This window comes from Algoriphagus aquimarinus (genome assembly GCF_007997215.1).
GTDB lineage: Bacteria > Bacteroidota > Bacteroidia > Cytophagales > Cyclobacteriaceae > Algoriphagus > Algoriphagus aquimarinus_A.
In genome coordinates this window covers 83,899-106,032 of record NZ_VORW01000001.1, presented here as the reverse complement: position 1 = coordinate 106,032, position 22,134 = coordinate 83,899, and the positions used below count along the sequence as shown (strand labels likewise).

General features: G+C 40.6%; 25 protein-coding genes and 1 tRNA gene. 17 read left to right on the top strand and 9 right to left on the bottom strand.

Annotation, left to right across the window (positions count from 1 at the left end; genetic code table 11):
- On the bottom strand, positions 1-1,680 hold the full coding sequence (gene ilvD / locus ESV85_RS00490) for a dihydroxy-acid dehydratase (protein ID WP_146914333.1): 1,680 nt from the start codon (positions 1,678-1,680) through the stop codon (positions 1-3).
- Between the two features lie 535 nt (positions 1,681-2,215).
- Here ilvD and ispE point away from each other — a divergent pair.
- From ispE to ESV85_RS00475, 3 genes are all read left to right on the top strand, one after another.
- Complete coding sequence (ispE, locus tag ESV85_RS00485; protein ID WP_146914332.1) at positions 2,216-3,025, top strand: 4-(cytidine 5'-diphospho)-2-C-methyl-D-erythritol kinase; 810 nt, start codon at positions 2,216-2,218, stop codon at positions 3,023-3,025.
- 82 nt (positions 3,026-3,107) lie between these two features.
- Positions 3,108-3,350: a CopG family transcriptional regulator gene (locus tag ESV85_RS00480; RefSeq protein WP_146914331.1), complete on the top strand. Its 243-nt coding sequence runs from the start codon at positions 3,108-3,110 to the stop codon at positions 3,348-3,350.
- Positions 3,337-3,669 (top strand): type II toxin-antitoxin system PemK/MazF family toxin, encoded by a 333-nt coding sequence (locus ESV85_RS00475; protein ID WP_146914330.1) that lies wholly within the window; start codon positions 3,337-3,339, stop codon positions 3,667-3,669. The genes ESV85_RS00480 and ESV85_RS00475 overlap by 14 nt, the downstream gene beginning before the upstream one ends.
- A gap of 6 nt (positions 3,670-3,675) precedes the next feature.
- Here the strand turns inward: ESV85_RS00475 and ESV85_RS00470 are convergent, their stop codons facing one another.
- From ESV85_RS00470 to tgt, 3 genes are read right to left on the bottom strand one after another with little or no spacing between them, the layout of a single operon-like run.
- Positions 3,676-4,584, bottom strand: coding sequence for a DMT family transporter (locus tag ESV85_RS00470; RefSeq protein ID WP_146914329.1), 909 nt, complete (start codon positions 4,582-4,584; stop codon positions 3,676-3,678).
- A complete protein-coding gene (locus ESV85_RS00465; protein ID WP_146914328.1) occupies positions 4,585-5,658 on the bottom strand; it encodes an LptF/LptG family permease in 1,074 nt (357 codons plus the stop codon).
- 1 nt (position 5,659) lies between these two features.
- Positions 5,660-6,790 (bottom strand): tRNA guanosine(34) transglycosylase Tgt, encoded by a 1,131-nt coding sequence (gene tgt / locus ESV85_RS00460; protein WP_146914327.1) that lies wholly within the window; start codon positions 6,788-6,790, stop codon positions 5,660-5,662.
- Positions 6,791-6,911: 121 nt separating this feature from the next.
- Between tgt and ESV85_RS00455 the strand changes: the two genes are divergently transcribed.
- Genes ESV85_RS00455 through rsmG form a run of 3 tightly spaced genes read left to right on the top strand, consistent with a single transcriptional unit; the run spans position 6,912 to position 9,294 of the window.
- Positions 6,912-8,048 (top strand): glycosyltransferase, encoded by a 1,137-nt coding sequence (locus tag ESV85_RS00455; RefSeq protein ID WP_146914326.1) that lies wholly within the window; start codon positions 6,912-6,914, stop codon positions 8,046-8,048.
- Positions 8,039-8,650 carry a sigma-70 family RNA polymerase sigma factor gene (locus ESV85_RS00450; RefSeq protein ID WP_092899014.1) on the top strand — a complete coding sequence of 204 codons (612 nt, stop codon included), beginning with the start codon at positions 8,039-8,041 and terminating at the stop codon, positions 8,648-8,650. The genes ESV85_RS00455 and ESV85_RS00450 overlap by 10 nt, the downstream gene beginning before the upstream one ends.
- Positions 8,650-9,294 carry a 16S rRNA (guanine(527)-N(7))-methyltransferase RsmG gene (rsmG, locus tag ESV85_RS00445; RefSeq protein ID WP_146914325.1) on the top strand — a complete coding sequence of 215 codons (645 nt, stop codon included), beginning with the start codon at positions 8,650-8,652 and terminating at the stop codon, positions 9,292-9,294. Before ESV85_RS00450 ends, rsmG begins: the two co-directional genes overlap by 1 nt.
- Before the next feature lie 60 nt (positions 9,295-9,354).
- Here the strand turns inward: rsmG and ESV85_RS00440 are convergent, their stop codons facing one another.
- The 3 genes from ESV85_RS00440 to ESV85_RS00430 all read right to left on the bottom strand — a co-directional run bounded on the left by ESV85_RS00440 (position 9,355) and on the right by ESV85_RS00430 (position 11,670).
- Entirely contained in the window at positions 9,355-9,573 is a 219-nt protein-coding gene (locus tag ESV85_RS00440) for a hypothetical protein (protein WP_146914324.1), read from the bottom strand.
- 150 nt (positions 9,574-9,723) lie between these two features.
- Positions 9,724-10,221: a hypothetical protein gene (locus tag ESV85_RS00435; RefSeq protein WP_146914323.1), complete on the bottom strand. Its 498-nt coding sequence runs from the start codon at positions 10,219-10,221 to the stop codon at positions 9,724-9,726.
- 6 nt (positions 10,222-10,227) lie between these two features.
- On the bottom strand, positions 10,228-11,670 hold the full coding sequence (locus ESV85_RS00430) for a sodium:solute symporter (RefSeq protein WP_146914322.1): 1,443 nt from the start codon (positions 11,668-11,670) through the stop codon (positions 10,228-10,230).
- Positions 11,671-11,723: 53 nt separating this feature from the next.
- On the opposite strand from ESV85_RS00430, the gene ESV85_RS00425 reads away from it, so the two are divergent.
- The 7 genes from ESV85_RS00425 to ESV85_RS00395 all read left to right on the top strand — a co-directional run bounded on the left by ESV85_RS00425 (position 11,724) and on the right by ESV85_RS00395 (position 14,907).
- Positions 11,724-12,017: an ATP-dependent Clp protease adaptor ClpS gene (locus ESV85_RS00425; RefSeq protein WP_146914321.1), complete on the top strand. Its 294-nt coding sequence runs from the start codon at positions 11,724-11,726 to the stop codon at positions 12,015-12,017.
- A gap of 12 nt (positions 12,018-12,029) precedes the next feature.
- Positions 12,030-12,650 (top strand): recombination mediator RecR, encoded by a 621-nt coding sequence (gene recR, locus ESV85_RS00420; RefSeq protein WP_146914320.1) that lies wholly within the window; start codon positions 12,030-12,032, stop codon positions 12,648-12,650.
- Positions 12,651-12,698: 48 nt separating this feature from the next.
- A tRNA-Ala gene (locus tag ESV85_RS00415) sits at positions 12,699-12,772 on the top strand.
- 122 nt (positions 12,773-12,894) lie between these two features.
- A complete protein-coding gene (locus ESV85_RS00410; protein ID WP_146914319.1) occupies positions 12,895-13,314 on the top strand; it encodes a hypothetical protein in 420 nt (139 codons plus the stop codon).
- Between the two features lie 44 nt (positions 13,315-13,358).
- The gene (locus ESV85_RS00405) at positions 13,359-13,781 is read left to right on the top strand and encodes a hypothetical protein (RefSeq protein WP_146914318.1); all 423 of its coding nucleotides are present in this window, start codon (positions 13,359-13,361) and stop codon (positions 13,779-13,781) included.
- 17 nt (positions 13,782-13,798) lie between these two features.
- Positions 13,799-14,071, top strand: a complete 273-nt coding sequence (locus tag ESV85_RS00400) for a hypothetical protein (RefSeq protein ID WP_146914317.1) — start codon at positions 13,799-13,801, stop codon at positions 14,069-14,071.
- Positions 14,071-14,907, top strand: coding sequence for a Cof-type HAD-IIB family hydrolase (locus tag ESV85_RS00395; protein WP_146914316.1), 837 nt, complete (start codon positions 14,071-14,073; stop codon positions 14,905-14,907). The genes ESV85_RS00400 and ESV85_RS00395 overlap by 1 nt, the downstream gene beginning before the upstream one ends.
- 31 nt (positions 14,908-14,938) lie before the next feature.
- Here ESV85_RS00395 and ESV85_RS00390 read toward each other — a convergent pair whose 3' ends face one another.
- Positions 14,939-15,616, bottom strand: coding sequence for a DUF2461 domain-containing protein (locus tag ESV85_RS00390; protein WP_146914315.1), 678 nt, complete (start codon positions 15,614-15,616; stop codon positions 14,939-14,941).
- A gap of 133 nt (positions 15,617-15,749) precedes the next feature.
- On the opposite strand from ESV85_RS00390, the gene ESV85_RS00385 reads away from it, so the two are divergent.
- Complete coding sequence (locus ESV85_RS00385; protein ID WP_146914314.1) at positions 15,750-16,076, top strand: DUF6364 family protein; 327 nt, start codon at positions 15,750-15,752, stop codon at positions 16,074-16,076.
- Complete coding sequence (locus ESV85_RS00380; RefSeq protein WP_146914313.1) at positions 16,066-16,485, top strand: type II toxin-antitoxin system VapC family toxin; 420 nt, start codon at positions 16,066-16,068, stop codon at positions 16,483-16,485. The genes ESV85_RS00385 and ESV85_RS00380 overlap by 11 nt, the downstream gene beginning before the upstream one ends.
- Here the strand turns inward: ESV85_RS00380 and ESV85_RS00375 are convergent.
- Positions 16,478-17,773: a UDP-N-acetylmuramoyl-tripeptide--D-alanyl-D-alanine ligase gene (locus ESV85_RS00375; protein ID WP_146915129.1), complete on the bottom strand. Its 1,296-nt coding sequence runs from the start codon at positions 17,771-17,773 to the stop codon at positions 16,478-16,480. The genes ESV85_RS00380 and ESV85_RS00375 overlap by 8 nt on opposite strands.
- A 94-nt stretch (positions 17,774-17,867) precedes the next feature.
- Between ESV85_RS00375 and ESV85_RS00370 the strand changes: the two genes are divergently transcribed.
- Both ESV85_RS00370 and ESV85_RS00365 read left to right on the top strand, forming a co-directional pair.
- Positions 17,868-19,949, top strand: coding sequence for a T9SS type A sorting domain-containing protein (locus ESV85_RS00370; RefSeq protein WP_146914312.1), 2,082 nt, complete (start codon positions 17,868-17,870; stop codon positions 19,947-19,949).
- Positions 19,950-20,096: 147 nt separating this feature from the next.
- Entirely contained in the window at positions 20,097-21,800 is a 1,704-nt protein-coding gene (locus tag ESV85_RS00365) for an amidohydrolase (RefSeq protein ID WP_146914311.1), read from the top strand.
- Positions 21,801-22,134 lie beyond the last annotated feature (334 nt).

Here is a 22,134-nt window from a genome sequence, read left to right as displayed (position 1 = left end):
TTAGAATTTGTCTGTTACGCAGCCTTCGGATGCGGTCGATACTAATTTGTTGTATTTTTTCAATGTTCCCTGCAAGTCGGAAATGTCCTTCTGCTTCCAGGATTTCTTTCTTTCAGCTAACTCTTCATCAGAGACGGCTACAGAAAGCTTCAATCCTACAGCATCTATAGTTATAATATCTCCATTCTGTACCAATCCAATTGGCCCGCCACACCAAGCTTCTGGAGTAACGTGTCCTACTACAAATCCGTGTGTGCCCCCAGAAAATCTTCCATCTGTGATCAAGGCTACGTCTGCTCCTAATCCAGCTCCAATAATCATTGAAGTAGGTTTCAGCATTTCTGGCATTCCAGGACCACCTTTTGGGCCGATATTTCTAATTACAAGAACTTCGCCTTTTTGCACCTTGTGATCTCGGATTGCATCGTTTGCCTCTTGCTCTGAATCAAATACATGAGCTGGGCCAGTAAAGGCATTGCCTTCCTTACCTGTGATTTTAGCTACGGCTCCTTCCGGTGCCAAATTGCCATCAAGAATACATAAGTGTCCAGTAGCTTTAATAGGAGTTTCTAATGGATGAATTACATTCACCATAGAGACAGTCACTGGTTCTATATCTTTAAGATTTTCTTCTATTGTTTTCCCAGTCACAGTCATACAGTCTCCATGCAGGAATCCGTTTTGCAACATGTACTTCATGAATGCCGGAACGCCGCCTTGCTCGTGAAGGTCTTCCATCATGAATTTCCCAGATGGTTTGAAATCACCAAGCATTGGAGTCTTCGCATTGATTGCTTTGAAGTCTTCGATGTTAAAATCCACCTTGGCGGTTCTTGCTATCGCGATGATGTGCATCACCGCATTAGTACTTCCGCCTAAAGCGATCGCAACAGTAACTGCATTTTCTATACTTTTTCTAGTGATGATATCGCTAGGTTTAATGTCCTTTTCTAAAAGGACTCTCATGTATTTATTTACTTCACGACATTCTCTAAGTTTCTCTGGAGAGTTGGCCGGATAGGAAGACGAGTAAGGCAAAGACATGCCCATTGCTTCAATTGCAGAAGACATGGTGTTTGCAGTGTACATTCCGCCGCAAGCGCCTTGTCCAGGACATGAGTTGCGCATCACGCCATCATAGTCCTCGTCAGAGATGTTGCCATTGACTCTTTTTCCGAATGCTTCGAATGCTGAGACGATGTTCAGTTTTTCTCCCTTATAATTACCCGAGGCGATGGTACCGCCATAAACCAAAATTCCCGGTCTGTCAGTACGTATCATTCCCATTACTGCTCCTGGCATATTCTTATCACAGCCAGCCACAGATACGCAACCATCGAACGAGTGACCGATGATAAAAGACTCGATAGAATCAGCGATGATTTCTCTTGAAACCAATGAATAACGCATTCCTAGCGTACCCATAGTGGTTCCGTCAGAGATCCCGATGGTATTAAAAACCAAACCGGTCAGATCATGCTCCTGAGAGGAGGCTTTGATCAGACCGGCAAAGTCGTTCAAGTGCATGTTGCAGGGGTTACTTTCATAACCACAACTGGCTATCCCTACAAATGGCTGTTTCATTTTCTTATCGCTCATACCAGTAGCGTAAAGCATGGCTTTACCTGCTGGATGCTCGTCATTGTCGCTTATTTCCCAACTGTGTTTTTTCAGGGTCATATTCATGGGGTATAAAAAAAGTGCCTCAGGTTAGTGAGGCACTTCAGATTTTTTTTTTATTTCATTTATAAAGAATAGTCTAGTGCCTCACATTTAAAATCCAATGAGAATAATTACGCTTAGCAAAATGACTACTTTATACATACTGTTTTTCGAGCTTACCCTCGACTTGATGCCGAAGTACATGACAAACTTAAAACCGAATTTTCAGACTTACAATATTTAATTTTACATTTTTCAAGTTACTCAGATAAAAAATGCAGGAAAAATTTATTTTTTCAAAATAAAAATCTTCAATACCCACTAATTACCCCTGTTTTACAGCAAATGATTTGTCTAAATTTTCGATTCTCAAAATTTTGTACTGATTTCAAGTTTCTTCAACTTAACGCAAAAGTTATTCTCTTTTTTTTAATAAGAAAAATGATATACCACATTTACTTCAATAGATGCTAGATTTTTTACCGAATTCTCAATTGGAGAAAACTTCAAAACCCCTGATTTTTATTCTATTTTTGACCAAACATTCAATTCAATGATTTCATTTCCAAACGCTAAGATCAACTTAGGACTTCATATTACTTCCAAAAGGAAAGATGGATTCCACGATATAGAGAGCTGCATGATCCCTATTCCTCTTTTGGATGTTCTGGAAATGATCATTGATTCTAAGAAAACAACTTTTACTACTACTGGACTTGAAGTTCCTGGGGATTCCAAAGACAATCTTATCCTGAAGGCCTATCAGCTTCTAAAGAAAGACTTTCCAAACTTGCCTCATCTTGCCATTCATTTGCACAAAAACATCCCAATGGGAGCGGGATTGGGTGGCGGTTCTGCGGACGCAGCGTTTGCGCTGACTATGATGAACAATCTCTTTGATTTGATCTTAGACGATTTCTTTCTCGAAGAATATGCTGCCCAACTCGGATCTGACTGCGCTTTCTTTATAGAAAATACTCCGAAAATCGCTAGAGGGAGAGGAGAGCTTTTGGAACCGATGGAATTAGACTTGAAAGGGACTCATCTGGTTTTGATCAATCCGGGCATTCACATTGGTACCAAAGAGGCTTATGCAGGAGTGACTCCAGCTTCGCCAAAAGTGAAACTAGAAGAAGTTTTGGCTGACAAAAGTAGATGGAGAAACGAGCTAGTGAATGACTTCGAGGCAAGCATTTTCCCTAATCACCCCGAGATCGCAGCTATAAAGGAGAAGCTTTATGAAAATGGAGCTTATTATGCTGCTATGTCAGGTTCGGGTTCTTCGGTTTTTGGACTTTTTGATGAGAAGCCGAGTAAGATTAATTGGGATGAGAGCTATTTTAAATTTGAGGAATTATTATAAAATACTAAAAATAAAAGAGTTAGTCAGATTGTGGGTTCAGAGTTTTGTTATTTATATTTGTAAATCATAAATATAAAACGCAATGGCAACTTACACTAGTACACTTCCCGACGACCTCCTTCAAAGGCTCGCCGATTATGCTAAAAAGCTTTCTCTGCCAAAGAATAAATTGATGGAAAATGCGCTGAATCTCTATTTGGATCATCTAAAAAGAGCTGAATATGTCAAATCCTACAAAAAAGCAGCTCAGGATGATGACATTCTAATGGTGGCAGAAGAAGGAATGGAATATTATCTAAAGCAAATCGAAGATGAAGCAGGGTGATATCTGGATGTCTGATCTCAGTCCTGTGATAGGTTCTGAGCAAGCCGGACGAAGGCCTGTCGTGATCCTAAGTGGTGATCTGATGAACAAATTCTTGCAAGTAGTGATTACGGCTCCTTTAACCTCCAAAATCAAAAACTATCAGGGAAACCCAATTTTAAAACCATCAAATAGCAATGGTTTGAAACTGGAGTCTGAACTGATGGTTTTTCAAATTCGATCCATATCTAAAGATAGGCTAATCGAAAAAATAGGGGAAATATCAAAGGATGAATTAACTATGGGTCTGGCCACTCTGAAAGATATTACAACGCTTTAGAATCTTTCACCCCAGCGGTCTCACTGGCTTCCTTCTTTTATTTATATAATTCAGTACAGGGTAAGTCAGCACTGACACCAGAATAATTCCAGTCCCTAAGTAAAACTGTGGTGTCATTTTTTCGCTTTCTCCAAAAATCAAAACGGCCAAAATTATTCCGTAAACTGGCTCAAGGTTTACGGTTAGGTTGATCGAAAAGACTGAAAGTCTCTTCATCAATTCCACAGAAACGGAAAAAGCGTACACCGTACAAACCCCTCCAAGTATAAATAGCCAAAACCAGTCGTAACCAACCCAGGTAAGCTGGAGTCCTTCTTCTGTCATGAAATTAGAATAGATCGGCATAAAGAGAAGCGTAAACAAACAGGCTCCTGCCATCTCGTAGAAAGTGATCTGGTAAGGATGGTGTTTGTGTGCTAGCTTTCCATTAAGTACTGAGAAAATCGCTGCCAAAAATGCTGAGCCCAACGCCATGCTTATCCCAAGCCAATAACCTGACTCAAAACTGAAAATCACCAAAAGGCCTGAAATTACCATCAGACCAAGCCCAACCTCATACCATTTGATTTTGGTGCGATTGAATAGTGGTTCCACGAAAGCAGTCCAAAGTGACGTTGTGGCCATTCCAGCTAAGCATACAGAAGCTGTAGAAACCCGTGCTGACCAGAAAAATAGGATCCAGTGCATGGCAATGACAAAACCTACCCCGGTGACTTTGATCATGTCTGGAAAAGGCATGAGTAAGTTTTTCTTTTTTAGGAGAAAAAGACCTGCAACTCCAATGGCTGCAATCAAGGTTCTGTAAAACACCAATTCTATAGCAGGCAGGCTGATCAGCAAACCCAGAATAGCGGTGAAACCCCAAATGAGAACAATCAAATGAAGCATCAAGTAATCCTTGATCGTAGGGTTCATTTAGCGTGGAACTGTTTTGTAGAGTAGAAGACCTGTTAAACCAAAAATAATATTAGGTAGCCAGACTGCGAAGATGGGATAAGCGGCACCATTTTCAGCAAAAGTTCTTGACAGGATAAATAAGATGATGTATACAAATGCAAGCAAAAAGCCCATCGCAATTTGGAAACCAGACCCTCCTCGGGTTTTTCTGGCGGACATGATCACGCCTATAAAAGTTAAAATGATTGCGGCAAAAGGAGACATGAAGCGCACATAGCGTTCAATTTTATAAAAACCAACATTGTCTGCTCCCCGCTCTTCCAAGATCTTTATCTGTTTACCAAGTTCCGGAAGTTTTAAGGTTTCGTGATGATTGGGCGGAACATCGAAATCTGCTGGTGTAATGGATAGAGTAGTATCGAGTTCTTCGCCTACTGTGTAAATTTCTTCGCGCTCCTGTAGTTCTCTAAGTCTCCAATTGTGAAGTGTCCATACGTGCTTGGCTGTGTCCCATTCAATTCGGTCTGCAGAAAGCTTCGCCAATAATTCACCATCTTTTATTGTCTCTAGAGTGAAAGTGTAAGCAGTATTTGAAGTGTTATAAAATCGGCTGATATATGCATAAGAATCTGTGCCTACTTTGATATGAAGATTGGATTCAGAAGATGTTTTTTCTTTATCTAAATAGGTGATTCGGAACTTTGTTACTCCTTCTGTTGCTCCAGGCAGGACCCAACCATTCAATAGAAAACTCACGCCACCGATCATGCTTGCAGCAAAAAGAAAGGGCCTTAGCATTCTCATGAAACTTACTCCGCTGCTCAGAATGGCAATGATCTCAGTTCTTCCAGCCATTTTGGAAGTGATAAAAATAACAGAGATAAAGACCGTGATAGGAGTCAATAGGTTATTCAAATACAATCCATAATTAATCATGTACTTGAATATCTCTCCAGAAGGAACATCGTTTCGGATGTAGGAATCATTCTTCTCTGTGAAATCCAAAACCAAAACCACCAGAATCAGCATGACCACTACGAAGAAGTAGGTCTTGAGAAAATCCTTGATGATCAGTTTGTCGAGTATCTTCATATTAGAGTCTGGTGCTCACTTTCTTTACCATTTGATCCTTCCAAACGGCAAAATCGCCTGCTAGGATATGTTCTCTAGCTTGGCCAACGAGCCAAAGGTAAAAACTCAGGTTATGAATACTGGCAATTTGAGCTGCCAATATCTCCTTGCTTATCGTTAAATGCCTCAAATATGCTTTGGAATAAAAGGTGCTCACGTAGCCACCGATTGCTGGATCGATACCGGTAAAGTCATCTTTCCACTTTTCGTTCCGAATATTGATAAATCCTTCAGAAGTGAAAAGCATGCCGTTTCGGGCATTACGAGTCGGCATTACGCAGTCAAACATATCCACACCGAGAGCGATGCATTCCAGAATATTCGCTGGAGTACCCACACCCATCAAATAGCGTGGCTTGTCCTTAGGTAAAATATCAGTGACTAATTCCGTCATCTCGTACATCATTTCGGCTGGCTCTCCTACAGAAAGTCCACCGATTGCATTTCCCTGTTGGTTGGTCGATGCGATGAATTCCGCACTTTGCTTACGCAAATCCTTATAAACAGATCCCTGTACTATAGGGAAGAGCGTTTGATTGTAGCCATACTTTCCTTCCGTCTCATCAAATCTGCCAATACAGCGCGTCAACCAGCGATGAGTCATCTCCATGGAATTTCTCGCATAGCCATATTCACATGGATATGGCGTACATTCATCAAAGGCCATAATGATATCAGCACCGATTGTGCGCTGAATATCCATGACATTCTCTGGAGTGAAATGATGTTTGGAGCCATCGATGTGTGACTTGAACATCACGCCGTCTTCCTTGATTTTGCGCGTTCCAGAAAGAGAAAAAACCTGGTATCCACCGCTATCTGTCAAGATTGGCTTCTCCCAGCCATTGAATTTATGGAGTCCTCCAGCTTTTTCCAGCACGTCAAGTCCTGGTCTCAAATATAAATGATAGGTGTTTCCAAGGATGATTTGTGCCTTGATATCCTGATCCAATTCCCGCTGATGAACGGCCTTCACAGAACCGGCAGTGCCCACGGGCATAAAAATAGGTGTCTGAATATCACCATGATCGGTTCTTACTACACCTGCTCTGGCTTTGCTTTTGGAATCACTATATTCTAAGGTAAACTTCATATCTATAAATGGTTGCTGGAGAGACATTCTACAGACTGTCCCGTTCAGCCCACAAAAATATACGCTTATTCTTAAATGGTTTGCTGATTTTGATTTTATATTTGCGCAGCAAAATTGACCTATGGGCCTATTTTTACTTTGGTTATTCTTCGGTATCGGAATACTTGTTCAGGTAGTTTACCTGTTATTTATTTTTGGTAAGACTGCCTTTTACCCGGGCAATAAATCTCAATCTACTTCGCCAAATGAAGAAGGGGTGACCGTGGTCATTTGTGCTCACAATGAGTTTTCTAATCTTAAGACACTCATTCCCAAGATATTCGAACAAGATTACCCTGTTTTTGATGTAATGGTAGTCAACGATCGCTCCTCCGATAGTACCAAGAGATTGCTGGAGAAAATGATGGAGATCTATCCAAAGCTCCGATCTGTCACGGTCAAATACACACCGGCGCACGTGACCGCAAAGAAGTACGCACTCACCCTTGGTATCAAAGTCGCCAAAAACGATATTATTCTGTTGACTGATGCAGATTGTCTGCCGCAAACTGATCAATGGATTCGGAAAATGACTGCGCCTGTTAGAAATCACAACAAAACCTTTGCAGTTGGTTTCTCAGGATATGAACAAAAACCTGGCTTTTTGAATAACTGGATTCAATTCGAAACCTTACTTACAGCACTTTATTACATGTCCTTTGGACTATGGAGAAGACCTTTCATGGGAATTGGAAGGAATTTATGCTACCGCAAAGAGTTCTTTATGGAGGTAAAAGCATTCAAAGGACTTTGGCATATAGAAGGTGGGGACGATGATCTTTTTATTAATCAGTATGCCAGTGGGCGAAATACTACGATTGTTTTAGATCCTGAAGCAAATACGATTTCCAAGCCAAAAGAGACCAGTAAGGAATACTTGATTCAAAAGAAAAGGCATATGAATGCTGGAAAGTATTACCGGAGTGAAGACAAGAGAAAGATTGGATTATATACCTTTTCTCATGCATTATTCTGGATTGGAGGGGTAGGATTGCTTATTTATTTCGGTTTAGCGGAAAGCTGGGAACATTTTTCCGTTGTTTTCGGTATTATCCTATTGAGATCTATTCTTGTTGTTCGAATCTTCAAAGCGGCAGAAAAGAAGATCCAAGGAACTAAACCACCGAAAAACATCTGGATGCTTGATTTCTTGTATTTAGGTTACTTTTGGATTTTAGGGACTATATCCCACCAGGCAAAAGACATCCAATGGAAATAAACGAACGCGGTTTTTCTAAGAAAGCACTCGAAGATTTTGAGCTAATCGATCAGGCAGTACAGCACCAGGATCAGCAAGCATACGCTTCTTTGATGAAGCGCTACAAAAAGGCCGTTTATTACATGATCTTGAAAATGATCCGAGATGCTGATGATGCTGAGGATCTGACGATGGAGGCTTTCGCCAAAGCTTTCAAAAATCTGCATCGCTTCAAAAAAGACTATACATTTTCTACCTGGCTTTTTAGAATTGCCACGAATAACACCATTGACTTTATCCGAAAGAAGAAGCTCAAAACGATGAGCTTGAACACAACCATGTCGGATGACGGAGGGAACTCCGTGACTATCGATGTGGAAGATGATGATAACAATCCGCAGGATGAATTCATCCGTACGCAGCGTATCGAGATGGTGAGGATCTTTGTAGATAAACTTCCTGCTAAATATAGAAAACTCGTACAACTACGATACTTTGACGAGCTGTCTTATGAAGAGATAGCACAAGAATTGGAAAAACCACTAGGGACAGTGAAAGCACAACTTCACCGCTCCAGAGAATTACTGTACGAAATTGCCGCAGGCAAAGAAAAACACATTTAATGAACTCCGGTACTCAACTTATCCAGTCTTATTTCCCAGACCTTACTGAGGTTCAGCTAGCGCAATTCGACAAACTTCAGGAGCTATACGAAGATTGGAACTCGAAAATCAACGTGATCTCCCGCAAGGATATGGAGCATTTCTATGTGCACCATGTGCTGCATTCCTTAGGGATAGTCAAAGTGATGCCTTTCGAGCCGGATACCAAAATACTTGATATTGGTACTGGAGGCGGTTTTCCAGGAATTCCTCTTGCTATCATGTTTCCTGAGACGCATTTCCATTTGGTTGATTCTATTGGTAAAAAGATCACGGTAGTAAAGGACGTGGTGAAGCAGTTAGGACTTACCAATGTAGAAGCGCAGCAAGCTAGAGCTGAGGAATTGGTCAGAAAATATGACTTTGTGATCAGTCGGGCAGTGACTCGAATGGCTAATTTTTATCCTTGGGTGAAAAATAAAATCCGTAAGGAAGATGTAAGCGAATTTGCCAACGGTATCCTCTATCTGAAAGGCGGAGAGGTAGATGAGGAAATGGAGGAATTGGACAAGTCTTACGTGGTTTATCACATGCAGGATTACTTCAAAGAAGACTATTTTGAGACCAAAAAAGTGATCTATATTCCTTGGGAGGAAAAGAGGTAGGATTGATGTGGGATGTTTGATGTAAGGTGACCGATGTGGCCAGATCGATACAAACGATTCTCATCGCCAATCCTGATTTTTTTTTATAGCAGATTTATGTTCGAGGTATTCTCCTCTTTCCATTTCGCCTACAGCATCCTCTAACTCTTTGTCGTATTCTTGAATTGAAATAGAATCATCGAGGATTTTATTAAAGTAGCTTTCAAACTTCTGAATAGCTTTTTCGTCCATTTCGACGATTATTTCTATCATCTTCAATTTCCTAGTCTGTAAATTCATGGTCTCGTATTTTGAAATAAATTTAACGAAAGCAAAAATTAAAGTTGCGTATAATTACTGTAACCATCTGGATTTCTGAAAAGTAGATGAGTGTAGAATTGGCAGAAATACAAAAATAGAGGTGGAGTTGTGGTTTTGATAATCGCCTATCTAAATTAGATAAAGAAATAACCATGACACCAACCCAAATGCGAGAAAAATAAATATCATCAAATATTGAGAGTGATTGAAATTGAATATTTTTCGAATTGGTGTACTTGTTAGATAGTACATTAATCCAAAATATATCATCAGTTCTATAATGACTGAGAAATGACTTTTCTCTTCCTGAAACCCAGATGGAATGTAAAATTCGAGAGCTAAAAAAAAATTTAAAGCAAGCCAAAACAAAAAACCAAACCATCCAGCTTTTTTAAGCTTTGCCAACCCAAATGCAGAAGCAATAATCATCAAATTAATTGTAATAGTGACAGCAAAATATTTTACCTCTTCATTCCAAATTGGAATATTATGAGACCCAATTAATTGTGGATTGTAATGATAAAAGAAAAATAAATAGGCACATAGAGCTAAAAAAAAAGATACTGAAGTAGCTAAGCCAAGCCAATATAGAATCCTTTCATGATTCAATTTCAATGCATTAATCATATGGTACTATTTCCTCCTCAATAAATACAACCCAATAAACATGATCAGCCCATTCAAGATCAGCGCTTCGAAGCCAAACTTGTAACCCCAGAATAGTTCTTCTGAATTAGATGCAATCGCAAAAGTCAGCAAGGGTGCAAATACAGCGAGGTAAGGCACAAACTTGTCTTTGACCTGATACTTCGTGAATAAGCCAAAAGCATAAAGCCCAAGCAGCGGGCCATAAGTGTATCCCGCAATCACAAAGACGGAATTGATCACACTCTGATTATTGATCCAGTGAAAAGCCATAATCACCAAGAACATTACAAAGGTGAATACGATGTGAACTTTCTTACGAACAGATACCCGCTTTTCCGCAGGATATCTTTTTTCAATCTCAAGAAAATCTATACAAAATGAGGTCGTCAACGCTGTCAACGTAGAATCAGCACTGGAATACGCCGCGGCGGTAATACCAAGTACAAACACAATTCCTGCAAAAGGCGAGAAATATTCTGTTGCCAGCAATGGAAAAAGCTCATCAGTTTTGGTAGGAATCTGTACTCCCTGAGTCTCAGCATATAGAAAAAGCAAGACGCCCAAAGCCAAGAAAAGCAAGTTCACGAAGACCAAAATCGTCGTAAACCAGAACATGTTCTTCTGAGCATCGCCAATGTTTTTACAGGTCAGATTCTTTTGCATCATGTCCTGATCCAAACCTGTCATCACAATGGTGATAAATGCGCCAGAGATAAATTGCTTGAAGAAATTGGTACTGGATTTCCAGTCCCAATTGAAGATCTGTGAACGTGGGTCATTCGAAACTGCCTTGACATAATCACTCACTCCGTCGAAGTTCAATTCATTTCCCACCATAATCACGCATACTACCACTGCTGCGAGCATAAAGAATGTCTGTAGAGTATCTGTCCAAACGACTGTTTTGATGCCGCCACGGTGCGTATAAAGCCAGATCAAGCCAACCGTAATCAATACAGAAAACCAAAATGGAATACCTAAGGAATCAAAAAGGATCAACTGAAGTACGGTCGCAACTAAGAACACGCGAATGGATGAGCCTAAAGTTCTCGAAAGAATAAAGAAAAAAGCACCAGTTTTGTATGACCAAAAGCCAAATCTATCCTCTAGATAAGAATAGATCGACACTAAATTCAGCCTGTAATAAAGCGGAAGTAGCACTTTCGCAATCGTAAAATATCCCAGCGTATATCCTAAAACAACTTGGAAGTAAAAGAAGTTAGAATTACCAACTTCACCAGGAACCGAAATAAACGTAACTCCTGAAAGTGAGGCTCCTATCATCCCAAATGCTACCAAAAACCAAGGAGACTGACGATCTCCAGTGAAGAAGGTATCAGCGGAAACTTTGCGGGAAGTAAACCAGGAAATAAGGAATAACAGTAAAAAATAACAACAGATTACCAGTAAGACTAGTTGGGAATTCATAAATCGTATTGAAGTGGGTTCGCTAAGTTGTTCAATATTCTTAATTTTGCAAAATGAATCATTCAAACGACCCATTTCCATATATCGAAGAATCAGAAGTTCTGGTGGAGGATTTGATAGATATTGAATCCAACGACCTGATTGTGTACAATGACGAATTCAACACATTCGATCATGTGATCAAGATTCTGATGAAAGTCTGCAAGCATACTAATGAACAAGCAGAACAATGTGCTATCACTATTCACTACAGGGGAAAATGTGCGGTAAAAAAAGGCAGTATTACAGAGCTAAAACCTATGTGTGAAGCTATATTAGATGCTGGAATCCAAGCCGAAATCGTTTAAATCCACCCACAATTGAATTTCCCTTCCAAACTGATAGAAGATGCTGTCACCGAAATCTCCCGACTTCCAGGAATCGGTAAGAAGACTGCACTTCGCCTAGCACTTCATCTTCTCAAGCAGCACGAGGCAAATACCGAAGCTTTGGCTTTGGCAATCACTCGCATGCGTTCCGAGATCCAGTATTGCAAAACCTGCCATAATATTTCTGATGCTGAAGAATGCAGTATCTGCATCAGCCATCGCCGGGACGGTTCCATTCTTTGCGTGGTAGAGGACATTCGTGATGTGCTGGCGATAGAGAACACAAATCAGTTTCAGGGAAAATACCATGTGCTGGGAGGTGTGATTTCTCCTATACAAGGCATAGGACCAGAGGAATTGAAGATAGAATCTTTGCTTGAACGGGTTGAGATCGCTGCACAAAACGAACCTATCCAAGAAGTAATTTTGGCACTTAGCGCCACGATGGAAGGCGATACCACTTCATTTTATCTGGCAAAAAAGCTAAAAGAAAAAGGTGTCCAGGTAAGTTCAATCGCACGCGGAATCCCTGTGGGCGGAGAATTGGAATTCACAGATGAAGTCACACTTGGTCGAAGCATCATGACTCGAATTAATTACTCCACCGAGTAAGATTTCCTTTGCACAGCAAAAACCTACGTCTATATTTGCAAACCAAAAGGGGGATTAGCTCAGTTGGCTAGAGCACTTCGCTGGCAGTGAAGGGGTCAACGGTTCGAATCCGTTATTCTCCACTTTTAAGAAGCTTCACAGAAATGTGGAGCTTTTTGTTTTTTAAACCGAATGTGATTTGTAGCACTTCCTTCCTCAAATCCGTATAAGTTATACTTTTGAGTTATCTCTAAATCCAATCGCCATGCGCAACCTATTGATTCTATTCTTGTCTATGTCGCTATTCTACTCATGTGATGATAAAAATGATTGTGAGGGATTTGATGTAGGGAAAGAATTCGAAATAGCCATCAATGAAACTCTTGAAAACTGTCCTAAAAATATATCCATTACACTTTTAGATATTCAGGATTCGCGATGCCCAACTGGGGCAGTATGTATTTGGGAAGGGATGATTGTAGTGGAAGCACAGCTCAAAATCGAGGGGAAGGATATTGACTTGCAGCTAAGCACAAATAAAAATGCAAGTGGCTTTGCTGATGAGTTTTCCACCTCAGAATATACTGTGAAGCTGATAGATGCCATTCCCTATTCCGATCTAAATAATCCGCACAAGACTGAAGATAAGCGTGCCATTTTAGTCATCTCAAAAAGATCTACTTAAGATTGTTTAAATTCGCATGACTTTATTTCTAACCGGAAATCAACATGCGAAATCGAATTTTCATCCTTCTATTTTTTGTAGCAACAATCAGTTCCTGCTCCTGTAATCCTGAAAACATTGCAAGGTTTGCTTTTAAAGGGATGGAAGCAATGATGGGTAAAGGATTTATGCCTTCTGAGGAAATTCGAATGTTGGGTAAGTTCCAAGGCATGAATGTGAACCTCAGCAAATCAACCTCAAATGATACTACCATTTCTACCATTTACCTTAAACTGGAAAATGGTGATCCGCTGGTTTTAGGAAATCAGCCGGAAATTCTTGCCCGAAAGTGTGCAGAACTTTATCTCCGAGATTTTGAAAAAGCGACAGAATATCAGCAAATTACTGTGCAGTTTATTCAGACGGACCCCAACAATCCCGAAAACGTAGCCATGCAGGAATATATGTTTGACACGAAAGATTTTTAACTAAACCTATTTAATCCATGGAATTACCAAACGAATACAAAAAACCACCTACCTCTTTGGGAGATTGGATAATAGCCGTTCTTATAAAGCGCATTCCTCTGATCGGTCTCATCATGCTCATCATATGGGCGACGGACAAAGAGACTGATCCAGAAAAGGCAAAATGGGCCAAGGCTGAATTGATAGTCAAACTTATAATCTTCGCCGCAGTAATAATTTTTATCGCCGTCATTGGATTTGGTGTCTTCGCCAACTTTGCTGATGATGTGAACTGGTCCGACTTCGATTAATGGAAATAAAAGCTTTTTGCTCTGACATTGACGGCACACTCCTCAATTCATTGCGTGATTTATCGCCTCGCCTCAAAGCCGTGGTGGCAGATTTACCCGTAGATTTCCCAGTGATACTAGCAAGTTCTCGCATGCCTGATGCGATGCGGCATTTGCTCCATGACATGAATCGCTTTCCACAGCCTTTGATCAGCTACAATGGAGGTTATGTACTTAGCGCTGATGGGGAAGTGCTCGAAGACGTGAGCATTTCAGTGGAATTGGTGGCTAAAATCCTTCAACTCACACATAAAACTGATATCCACGTGAGTTTGTATCAGGGAGAAAATTGGTACGAGGAAAAAGATGATTACTGGTCTCAGCGGGAAGTGAGGAACACGAAAGTAGCTTGTACTTGGCTACCTGGTCAGGACGTGTTGGATCTTTGGTCAAAGGATAATTCCGGCGCTCACAAAGTTATGTGCATGGGCACAAATGAAGAAATAGCCTGGCTTTTCGGTGAGTTACATTTTGAGCATTCGCTCGACTTGCATTTGTATAGATCCAGCGACACGTATCTTGAGATTGCTCCAAAAGCTATTTCCAAAGCCACAGGTTTAAAAAAGATCCTAGAACATGCGTATGACTTTGGGATGGACTCCGTGGTCGCCTTTGGAGATAATTATAATGACATCGACCTGCTACAATCTGTAGGCTGGGGAGTCGCTGTGGAAAATGCACGAATGGAGGTCAAGGCTGTAGCCAACGAAATTACCCATCACAACAAAGAAGATGGTGTAGCAGCTACGCTAGAGAAAATAAGAGATTTGAAATTTGTAGTTGGCTCAGGAGTCTAGGCTCTTGATCCTTGAATCTAAAATCTTGGATCTATAATATTCCCGATCCGCCTTCCACATCTTCAATCGCCTGAGTCAAAAACTCTTGTAGTGGCCTCATTTTCTGAAAGCCATCTAAAGCGATGTTGATGAAGTTTCCAGACTCAATATCACGATCTGAGATTTTGGAAGAAACAGTAAAACTCTTCAACCTTAAATAGTCAATAAATTCATGATCAGCCTCGTAATCTCGGGGACTGGTTTTGAGTTTTTCTCCATCGATTTGACCAAAAAGTGATTTGAATTCTGGGTTGCTTTCAATTTTGGCAAGTTCTGCTCCTGAGTAATCAATTTCCTTCCTAATTTTCTTTAAGGTATCAGCCATCGGCATCCATATTCCTCCTGCCAAAAATGAATTGTTTGGCTGAATCTGAAGGTAATATCCTGGCCCTTCCGACTTCTTTCCTTTGGGAGAGAAGTATGCGCCAAAATTTGATTTATAAGGAGCTTTGTTTGCTGAAAAGCGAATGTCTCGATTTTGCCTGAATACACATTCTTTGGGTTGAAATGCCAGCATAGCCGGTTCCCATTCACCAATGCCTTTGAGTAGAACGCCTACATCTTCCAGAAACTCAGCTCTTGTTTCCAAGTACCATTTCTTATTGGCATCCATCCATTCTTTAGAGTTATGTTCGGCAAGGGCAGCTAGAAAAGGCAAGTATGGACGCATTATTTTTATTTTTTGTAACTAATGAAATCTTAAAATCGTCAGTGTTCCGACATGGGAGTAAACTTTATTGAAGCAAAATTGATTTCAATTAGGAAAGAATTCTTCTTAAATTATATCGAATAATCCAGAAGTCATGACAACGAAGGTAACATTAGACATCAACGAAAAACTTGCCGAAAAAGCAAAAAAGTATGCTGAAGAGCAAGGGCAAAGTTTGTCGGATTTGGTTGAAACGTTTTTAGCGGATGTTACTAAACCTAAGGAAAAAGTCTTAGAGAAAATAACCCCAAAGAACCCAGAGCTTGTGAAGAGGATTTTGGATGGGACTGAGCCCATTCCAAAGAAGTTGGAAGTTTTTTTTTCACGTAAGGTAAAAGTTAATCCTGAATTAGAGTATTCTGAATTGTCAGAAGACAAAAAGACTCTTACAGAGGAATTAATGAAAAAATATGGCTCATAATATATTTGTTGATTCGGATGTTTTCTTGGATACTTTATTAACACGAAATCCATTTGCAGAAAAATCAAACACAATATTTCTCTTGGCTGCCAACGGAGAAGTTTCAATTTTTCTTTCAAGCCTCATGATTTCCAATTCCTTTTACGTGGCTAGAAAAGAAATTGGGAAAGAGATAACAATAAAGTCCATACAACAGATTTTAGAGTATTGCCAAATTCTTCCGGTTGGAGATTCTGAAATTAGAAACGCCTTCCGAAATGGATTCACGGATTTTGAAGATGCTATTCAATTTGAAACCGCCAATCAAAACCCGAGTGTCGAAGCTATCATTGCCCGAAATAAAAAAGACTACAAGTTATCCACACTTCCAGTATTTACTCCACAAGAATTCCTAGCACTTTTTAAATAAAATCCACCAAACCTTCCAGCTTCATTCCTCGGCTACCTTTGATCAGAATCAGGTAATCCTCAAGTTTGCTGTCCTGAAGCCAAACGCGGAAGGAAAAAGGATCTGGGAAATACAATGCCTTCGGGTATTTGGCTAAAGCAGATACAATCAACTTCCCAGTAAAGCAGACTTTCTCTATCTCATATTCGCTGATAATTTCTCCCAGTCGCGCATGCTCCGCTTCAGCATGCTCTCCCAATTCAAACATATCGCCGAGAATCAGCATTTTGTGCTTTTTACCAGTCATTTCACCGAAGGTGCGAATAGCTACTTCCATGCTCGATGGATTAGCATTGTAGGCATCAAGAATGATAAGATTACTTCGCTTTTCTACAAGCTGAGAGCGCATATTCGAAGGTTTGTATTCCACGATAGCCTGGACCGCTTTTTCCAACTCCACTCCAAAAAACTTCCCGATAGTCAAAGCTGTAGCGATATTTCCAAAATTATAGGCACCGATAAGAAAACTTAGGTAAACTTCCTCCGAGCCCTCAACTGAAAACTTCACGAATGGATTGGCTTCCTGAAAAGTCACCTCACAGAAATCACCTTTTGCAGGGTAAAGAATTGGATCTTCAAATCTTTTCGAAAAATTAGACAAGATTGGATCCTGAGAATTGAGAAAAACCTTCCCGTCATTTGCTCTAAGAAACTGGAACAATTCCGTCTTGGTTTTCAGCACTCCTTCCGGGCCACCCATTCCTTCCAGGTGTGCTTTGCCGATGTTGGTAATTACCCCATGTGTCGGCTCAGCGATCAGACAAAGCTCTTCAATATCTCCTTGCTTGTTGGCCCCCATTTCCACGATGGCGATCTCATCATCTTCCTTGATAGCAAGCAAAGTTAACGGCACTCCGATATGGTTATTAAGGTTGCCTACCGTTGCAGCTGTTTTGAACTTCTTGCTCAAAACCTCCTTCATCAATTCCTTGCTAGTCGTTTTACCATTTGATCCAGTCAATCCGATGATTGGGATTTCTAAGGTTTTACGGTGATAATTAGCCAAATCCTGAAGCATTTTCAATCCATCTTCCGCTAAAAAATAACGCTCATCGTCCTCCAAAAAGTGTTTGATATCGTCGATTACAACTACCGACGCACCCATTTCTAATGCCGTTGGAGCAAAGGAATTGGCATCGAAGTTTGGGCCTTTCAGTGCAAAGAAGATATTTCCCTTATCGATTTTCCGGGTGTCTGTGCTGACGCCAGTACTATTTTTGAAGAGCGTATATAAAATGGAGATATTCATCGTTTCTGAAGAAATTAATCCCAAAATAAAGGAATCATTCACATCTTTGAACTGCGACTCACGTATTAATTTTTGACTTGCCCTTTTCTAATTCATGAGAAAAATCTGGATTTTCACTTTTCTAATCATCAGTTTCAAGCTGAGCGCACAGGAAATTTTTAGAATAGATCAGCCACCTACAGTAGAAATCGGTGGTGAAAACTTAAGTGCCGCCTTCGCAGGAGGAATCAATTCATCCCAGATCCAAACCATAGATCTCACAGGTGATCAGGTGGAGGAATGGGTTACTTGGGACATCAATTCGCGTCAACTTCTTGTTTTCAAAAAGGATGGAGAAACCTTCATGCATCTCCCGGAAATGAGCTATTCTTTTCCAAATGACATCTCTGGCTTTTTGGTATTGAAGGATTTTGATGGCGATGGTAAAAAGGACCTGTTCACATCCACGGAATTAGGTGTCAAAGTCTATAAAAACACTTCTACTGGTAGTCAGATTTCATGGGCTTTGGCTCAAAACTTCTTGAAAATTGATGGATCAGGAAATATTCAAGCGAACAACCTGGACACTCCTATGATCCAAGATCTAGATGGAGATGGAGATTTGGATTTGGTGATTTTCAATTTCGCGGGAGGTGATTACATGGAGTTTTACAAAAACACCAGCGTAGAGCGAAAGGGGTCTGCTGACATTGATGGTTTTGCGTTCGGGGAAAATCACTGGGGAAATTTTGAGTTTTGTGGTTGTGGAGATATTTCCTTCGGGAAAACCTGCGAAGGACAAGACTTAAATACTCGAAAACTCACTGACGAAAATGACAAAATCCTTCATTCAGGAGGGCATTCAATTTTATATCGAGACCTAGACAATGATGGCATAAGTGACTTGCTCTTGGGGCGAGATGAATGTAATATTCTTTATTTCTTACCGAATTCAGGAACAAATGAAACTCCTTATTTTACGAGTTTCAGTAATGAACTTCCTGATTACGGTCCGCTACCAGCATTCCCGGTTTTCCATATTGGTACGATCCAAGACAATGAGCTGATCATCTCTTTGAATACCAGCGAGCCATCAATTAATTATGGAATTGATTTCTCAAACTCTGTTTTGAGAATAAATGATGAGGGAAACGCAGATGTATTTCTACAGGACCAGATGATAGATCTGGGGGAAAATACTAGGCCGATATTTTTAGGAAATAAGGCTTCTGGGGAATTAATCGTCACTTCCAATGTAACCGAAGGTGGTAAAGTCAAATCTGTTCTAAATAGATTTCAGGTTTTCGATGGACAGTTTTCTAAGGTTGAAGGAGAATACGCAAATCTCGCACAGCTAGATTTGGTGGATGCTCAGTACATACATTTCAGGGATCAAAGCGGGGAGCTTCATGTCCTAGCTTCTGGGATTGATTACAATGCCAGCATACCTACGCAGGTGATTTATGACCTGAATGATATGGGGTCCGATCCACTCACTTTTTCAGGATATACTCCGCAGCGTGGTGATTTCCTTCAGTTTTTTACCTACCAACAAAAAGATCACCTCTTGGTGGCTGCGCAAAATGGAAGTTTAGATCTTTATGAAGTTGATTTTGCTACACTTCAAACGACTTTGCTTCAAGAAGATTTTCTGGGTTTTGTAGACAATCCTGCCAATAGAAATCTCGCTATCGCAGTAGAATCACAAGCAAAGCCTAACCTTTACGCAGTGGATCAAAATGGCTATTTAATTAAAATTGAAGACTTCATGAATTCCGATACTCGTCATGAAGTTTTGGTTCAACTAGGTGATCAGAATCTACCGACGAAACTGGGGAGAAATACTTGGATTGCCTTAGTGAGTCCGCCTTTATCTGGCTCGTCTGATTTGGTACTTGGTACTCGAGCTGGAGGGTTGATTTACTTGAGTTCCACGGATTCTTCGCAGCTTCCGGATGGAGAATACCAATTCAAAATATATCCAAATCCTACGGATGGGCCCATCAAAGTGATCTCGAATGCTCCTGCCAAAGCGCGATTAATAAACTCACTTGGGCAAATTCTACTCACGGATATTGATATTCCAGCAAATACTGAGATAGAGATTCAAGCAGGGTTTTTGGCTCCGGGACTTTATATATTGAATCTGGAGATTGACGGGAAAGTCACCAAATCCGGTAAAATCTGGATACGCTAATTACAGGATTGGCTTTTTGAATTGTTTGAAATGGGGTAGTTTTGGATATAATATAAATCCATGAAATCGAGTATGCGTTACAGTTACACACTGAAGAGGATATCAAAGATGCGAGATTCCATGTGGCCATAAAAAAAATATAAACACATGAAAAACATCTACTTACTTGCAATCTTGGGGATATTCCTCATTTCTTGCTCCTCGGATAAGGCTGAGCCCGCCGATCTGATTTTTACCAATGGCATAATTTACACTGTCAATGAATCTCAGCCCACGGCTGAAGCAGTCGCAGTAAAAGACGGGATGATTTTAGCCGTAGGCACATCCGAAGAAATCGAAAAACACAAAGGTGAAAAGACCGAAGTGATCGATTTACAGGGAGAAACAATGACTCCTGGCATCATCGAATCCCACGCGCACTTGATGGGAATCGGCTATAATAAGCTGGAACTTGACCTCATGTATGTCAAGACATATGACGAACTAGTCGAGAAAGTAGCTGAGGCTGTCGCCAAAGCTAAACCTGGCGATTGGATCACCGGACGAGGCTGGCATCAGGACAAATGGATAGAGAAGCCTGAAAAAATGGTGAAAGGTTTCCAAACTAACGATCAACTAAACGAAGTTTCTCCTGACAACCCTGTTTACCTTTCTCACGCAAGTGGACACGCAGCTTTTGCCAATGGCAAAGCTCTAGAACTTGCTGGGATCAGTAACCTGAAAGGAGAAAGACCAGGTGAAGTAGAAGGTGGGGAAATCATTCTTGACGAATTGGGAAATCCTACAGGAATACTCTCTGAAAGAGCGGCGGGACTTGTCGGAAGATTGATTCCAGCTGAGACTCCAGAGAGAGCTGAGGAGGCATTGACTTTGGCACTGAAAGAATTGAATGAAAAGGGGATTACAAGTTTCCACGATGCTGGTGCAGGTCAAAAAACCATTGACTTAATCCAAAAATTCAAAAACGAAGGAAAGCTTACTGTCCGTCAATACGTAATGTTGACAGGAACACAACCTGCGCTTTTGGAGAAATGGTACGAAAGAGGTCCAATGATCGATTCGGCAGATCACATGCTAACAGTTCGCTCGATTAAATTGAATTGTGATGGAGCATTAGGATCCGGAGGCGCTTGGCTCTTGGAAGATTACTCCGATCGCCCAGGGCATCGTGGTCATGAAACCTTACCTATGTCAGTTGTCTCTGAAGTTTCCGAGAAAGCAATTCCAGCAGGTTTCCAAGTTTGCTCACATGCCATTGGCGACCGTGCAAATCAGGAAATTCTTGATCGCTATGAAGCTGCTTTTGCAAACTATCCAGATTTCAAAAAACTGAGATTCCGAATTGAGCATGCACAGCATATTCATCCAGATGACATTCCTAGGTTCGGTGAATTAGGAGTGATTGCGGCTATGCAAGCGATTCACCTGAGTTCAGATCGACCTTGGGCAATCGATAGACTAGGTGAAAAGCGCATCATTGATGGAGCTTATGTTTGGCAAAAATTGATGCAATCTGGAGCTGTAGTCACTAACGGAACGGATGCACCGGTGGAGCCAGTTGATCCTATTCCTTCCTTTTATGCTTCTGTGACTCGCAAGACTTTGCAAGGATTGCCAGAGGGAGGCTACGAGGGAGATCAGAAAATGACTCGCGACCAAGCATTGAAATCATATACTTTGGATGGTGCCTTCGCAGAATTTGATGAGGATTATAAAGGTTCCATTGAAGTAGGTAAAGCAGCGGATTTCACTGTTTTTGATAAGAATATCATGGAAGTTCCAGAGGATGAAATTCTAAACACCAAAGTATCGATGACAATTGTCGGAGGTAAAGTAGTGTATAAAAAGTAGTGATCAGGTTTCAGATATAATAATTTCCCGTAAACCCATTTTCGAATTTAGGCCCAGCGGCTAGAAACCTTTGTAGCAAGGAAAAATTCAGAATGAGCCAAAGCCCAGTCTAACTTGATCTATCCTGTTTTCACAAACTCATTTTAAATTGTAAATCAAAACCTGAAATTCTTCAGATATGGGCTGAACCTAATCTATCGAACTCATTATTTTTTCCTATTTTCCGATCTAAACATAATTCACGATGAAATCGAGCATGTTGCAGACTACACATTCTGAGATGATTATAAACAATGCGAGATTCCATGTGTCCATTAAAATAATTATAAAACAC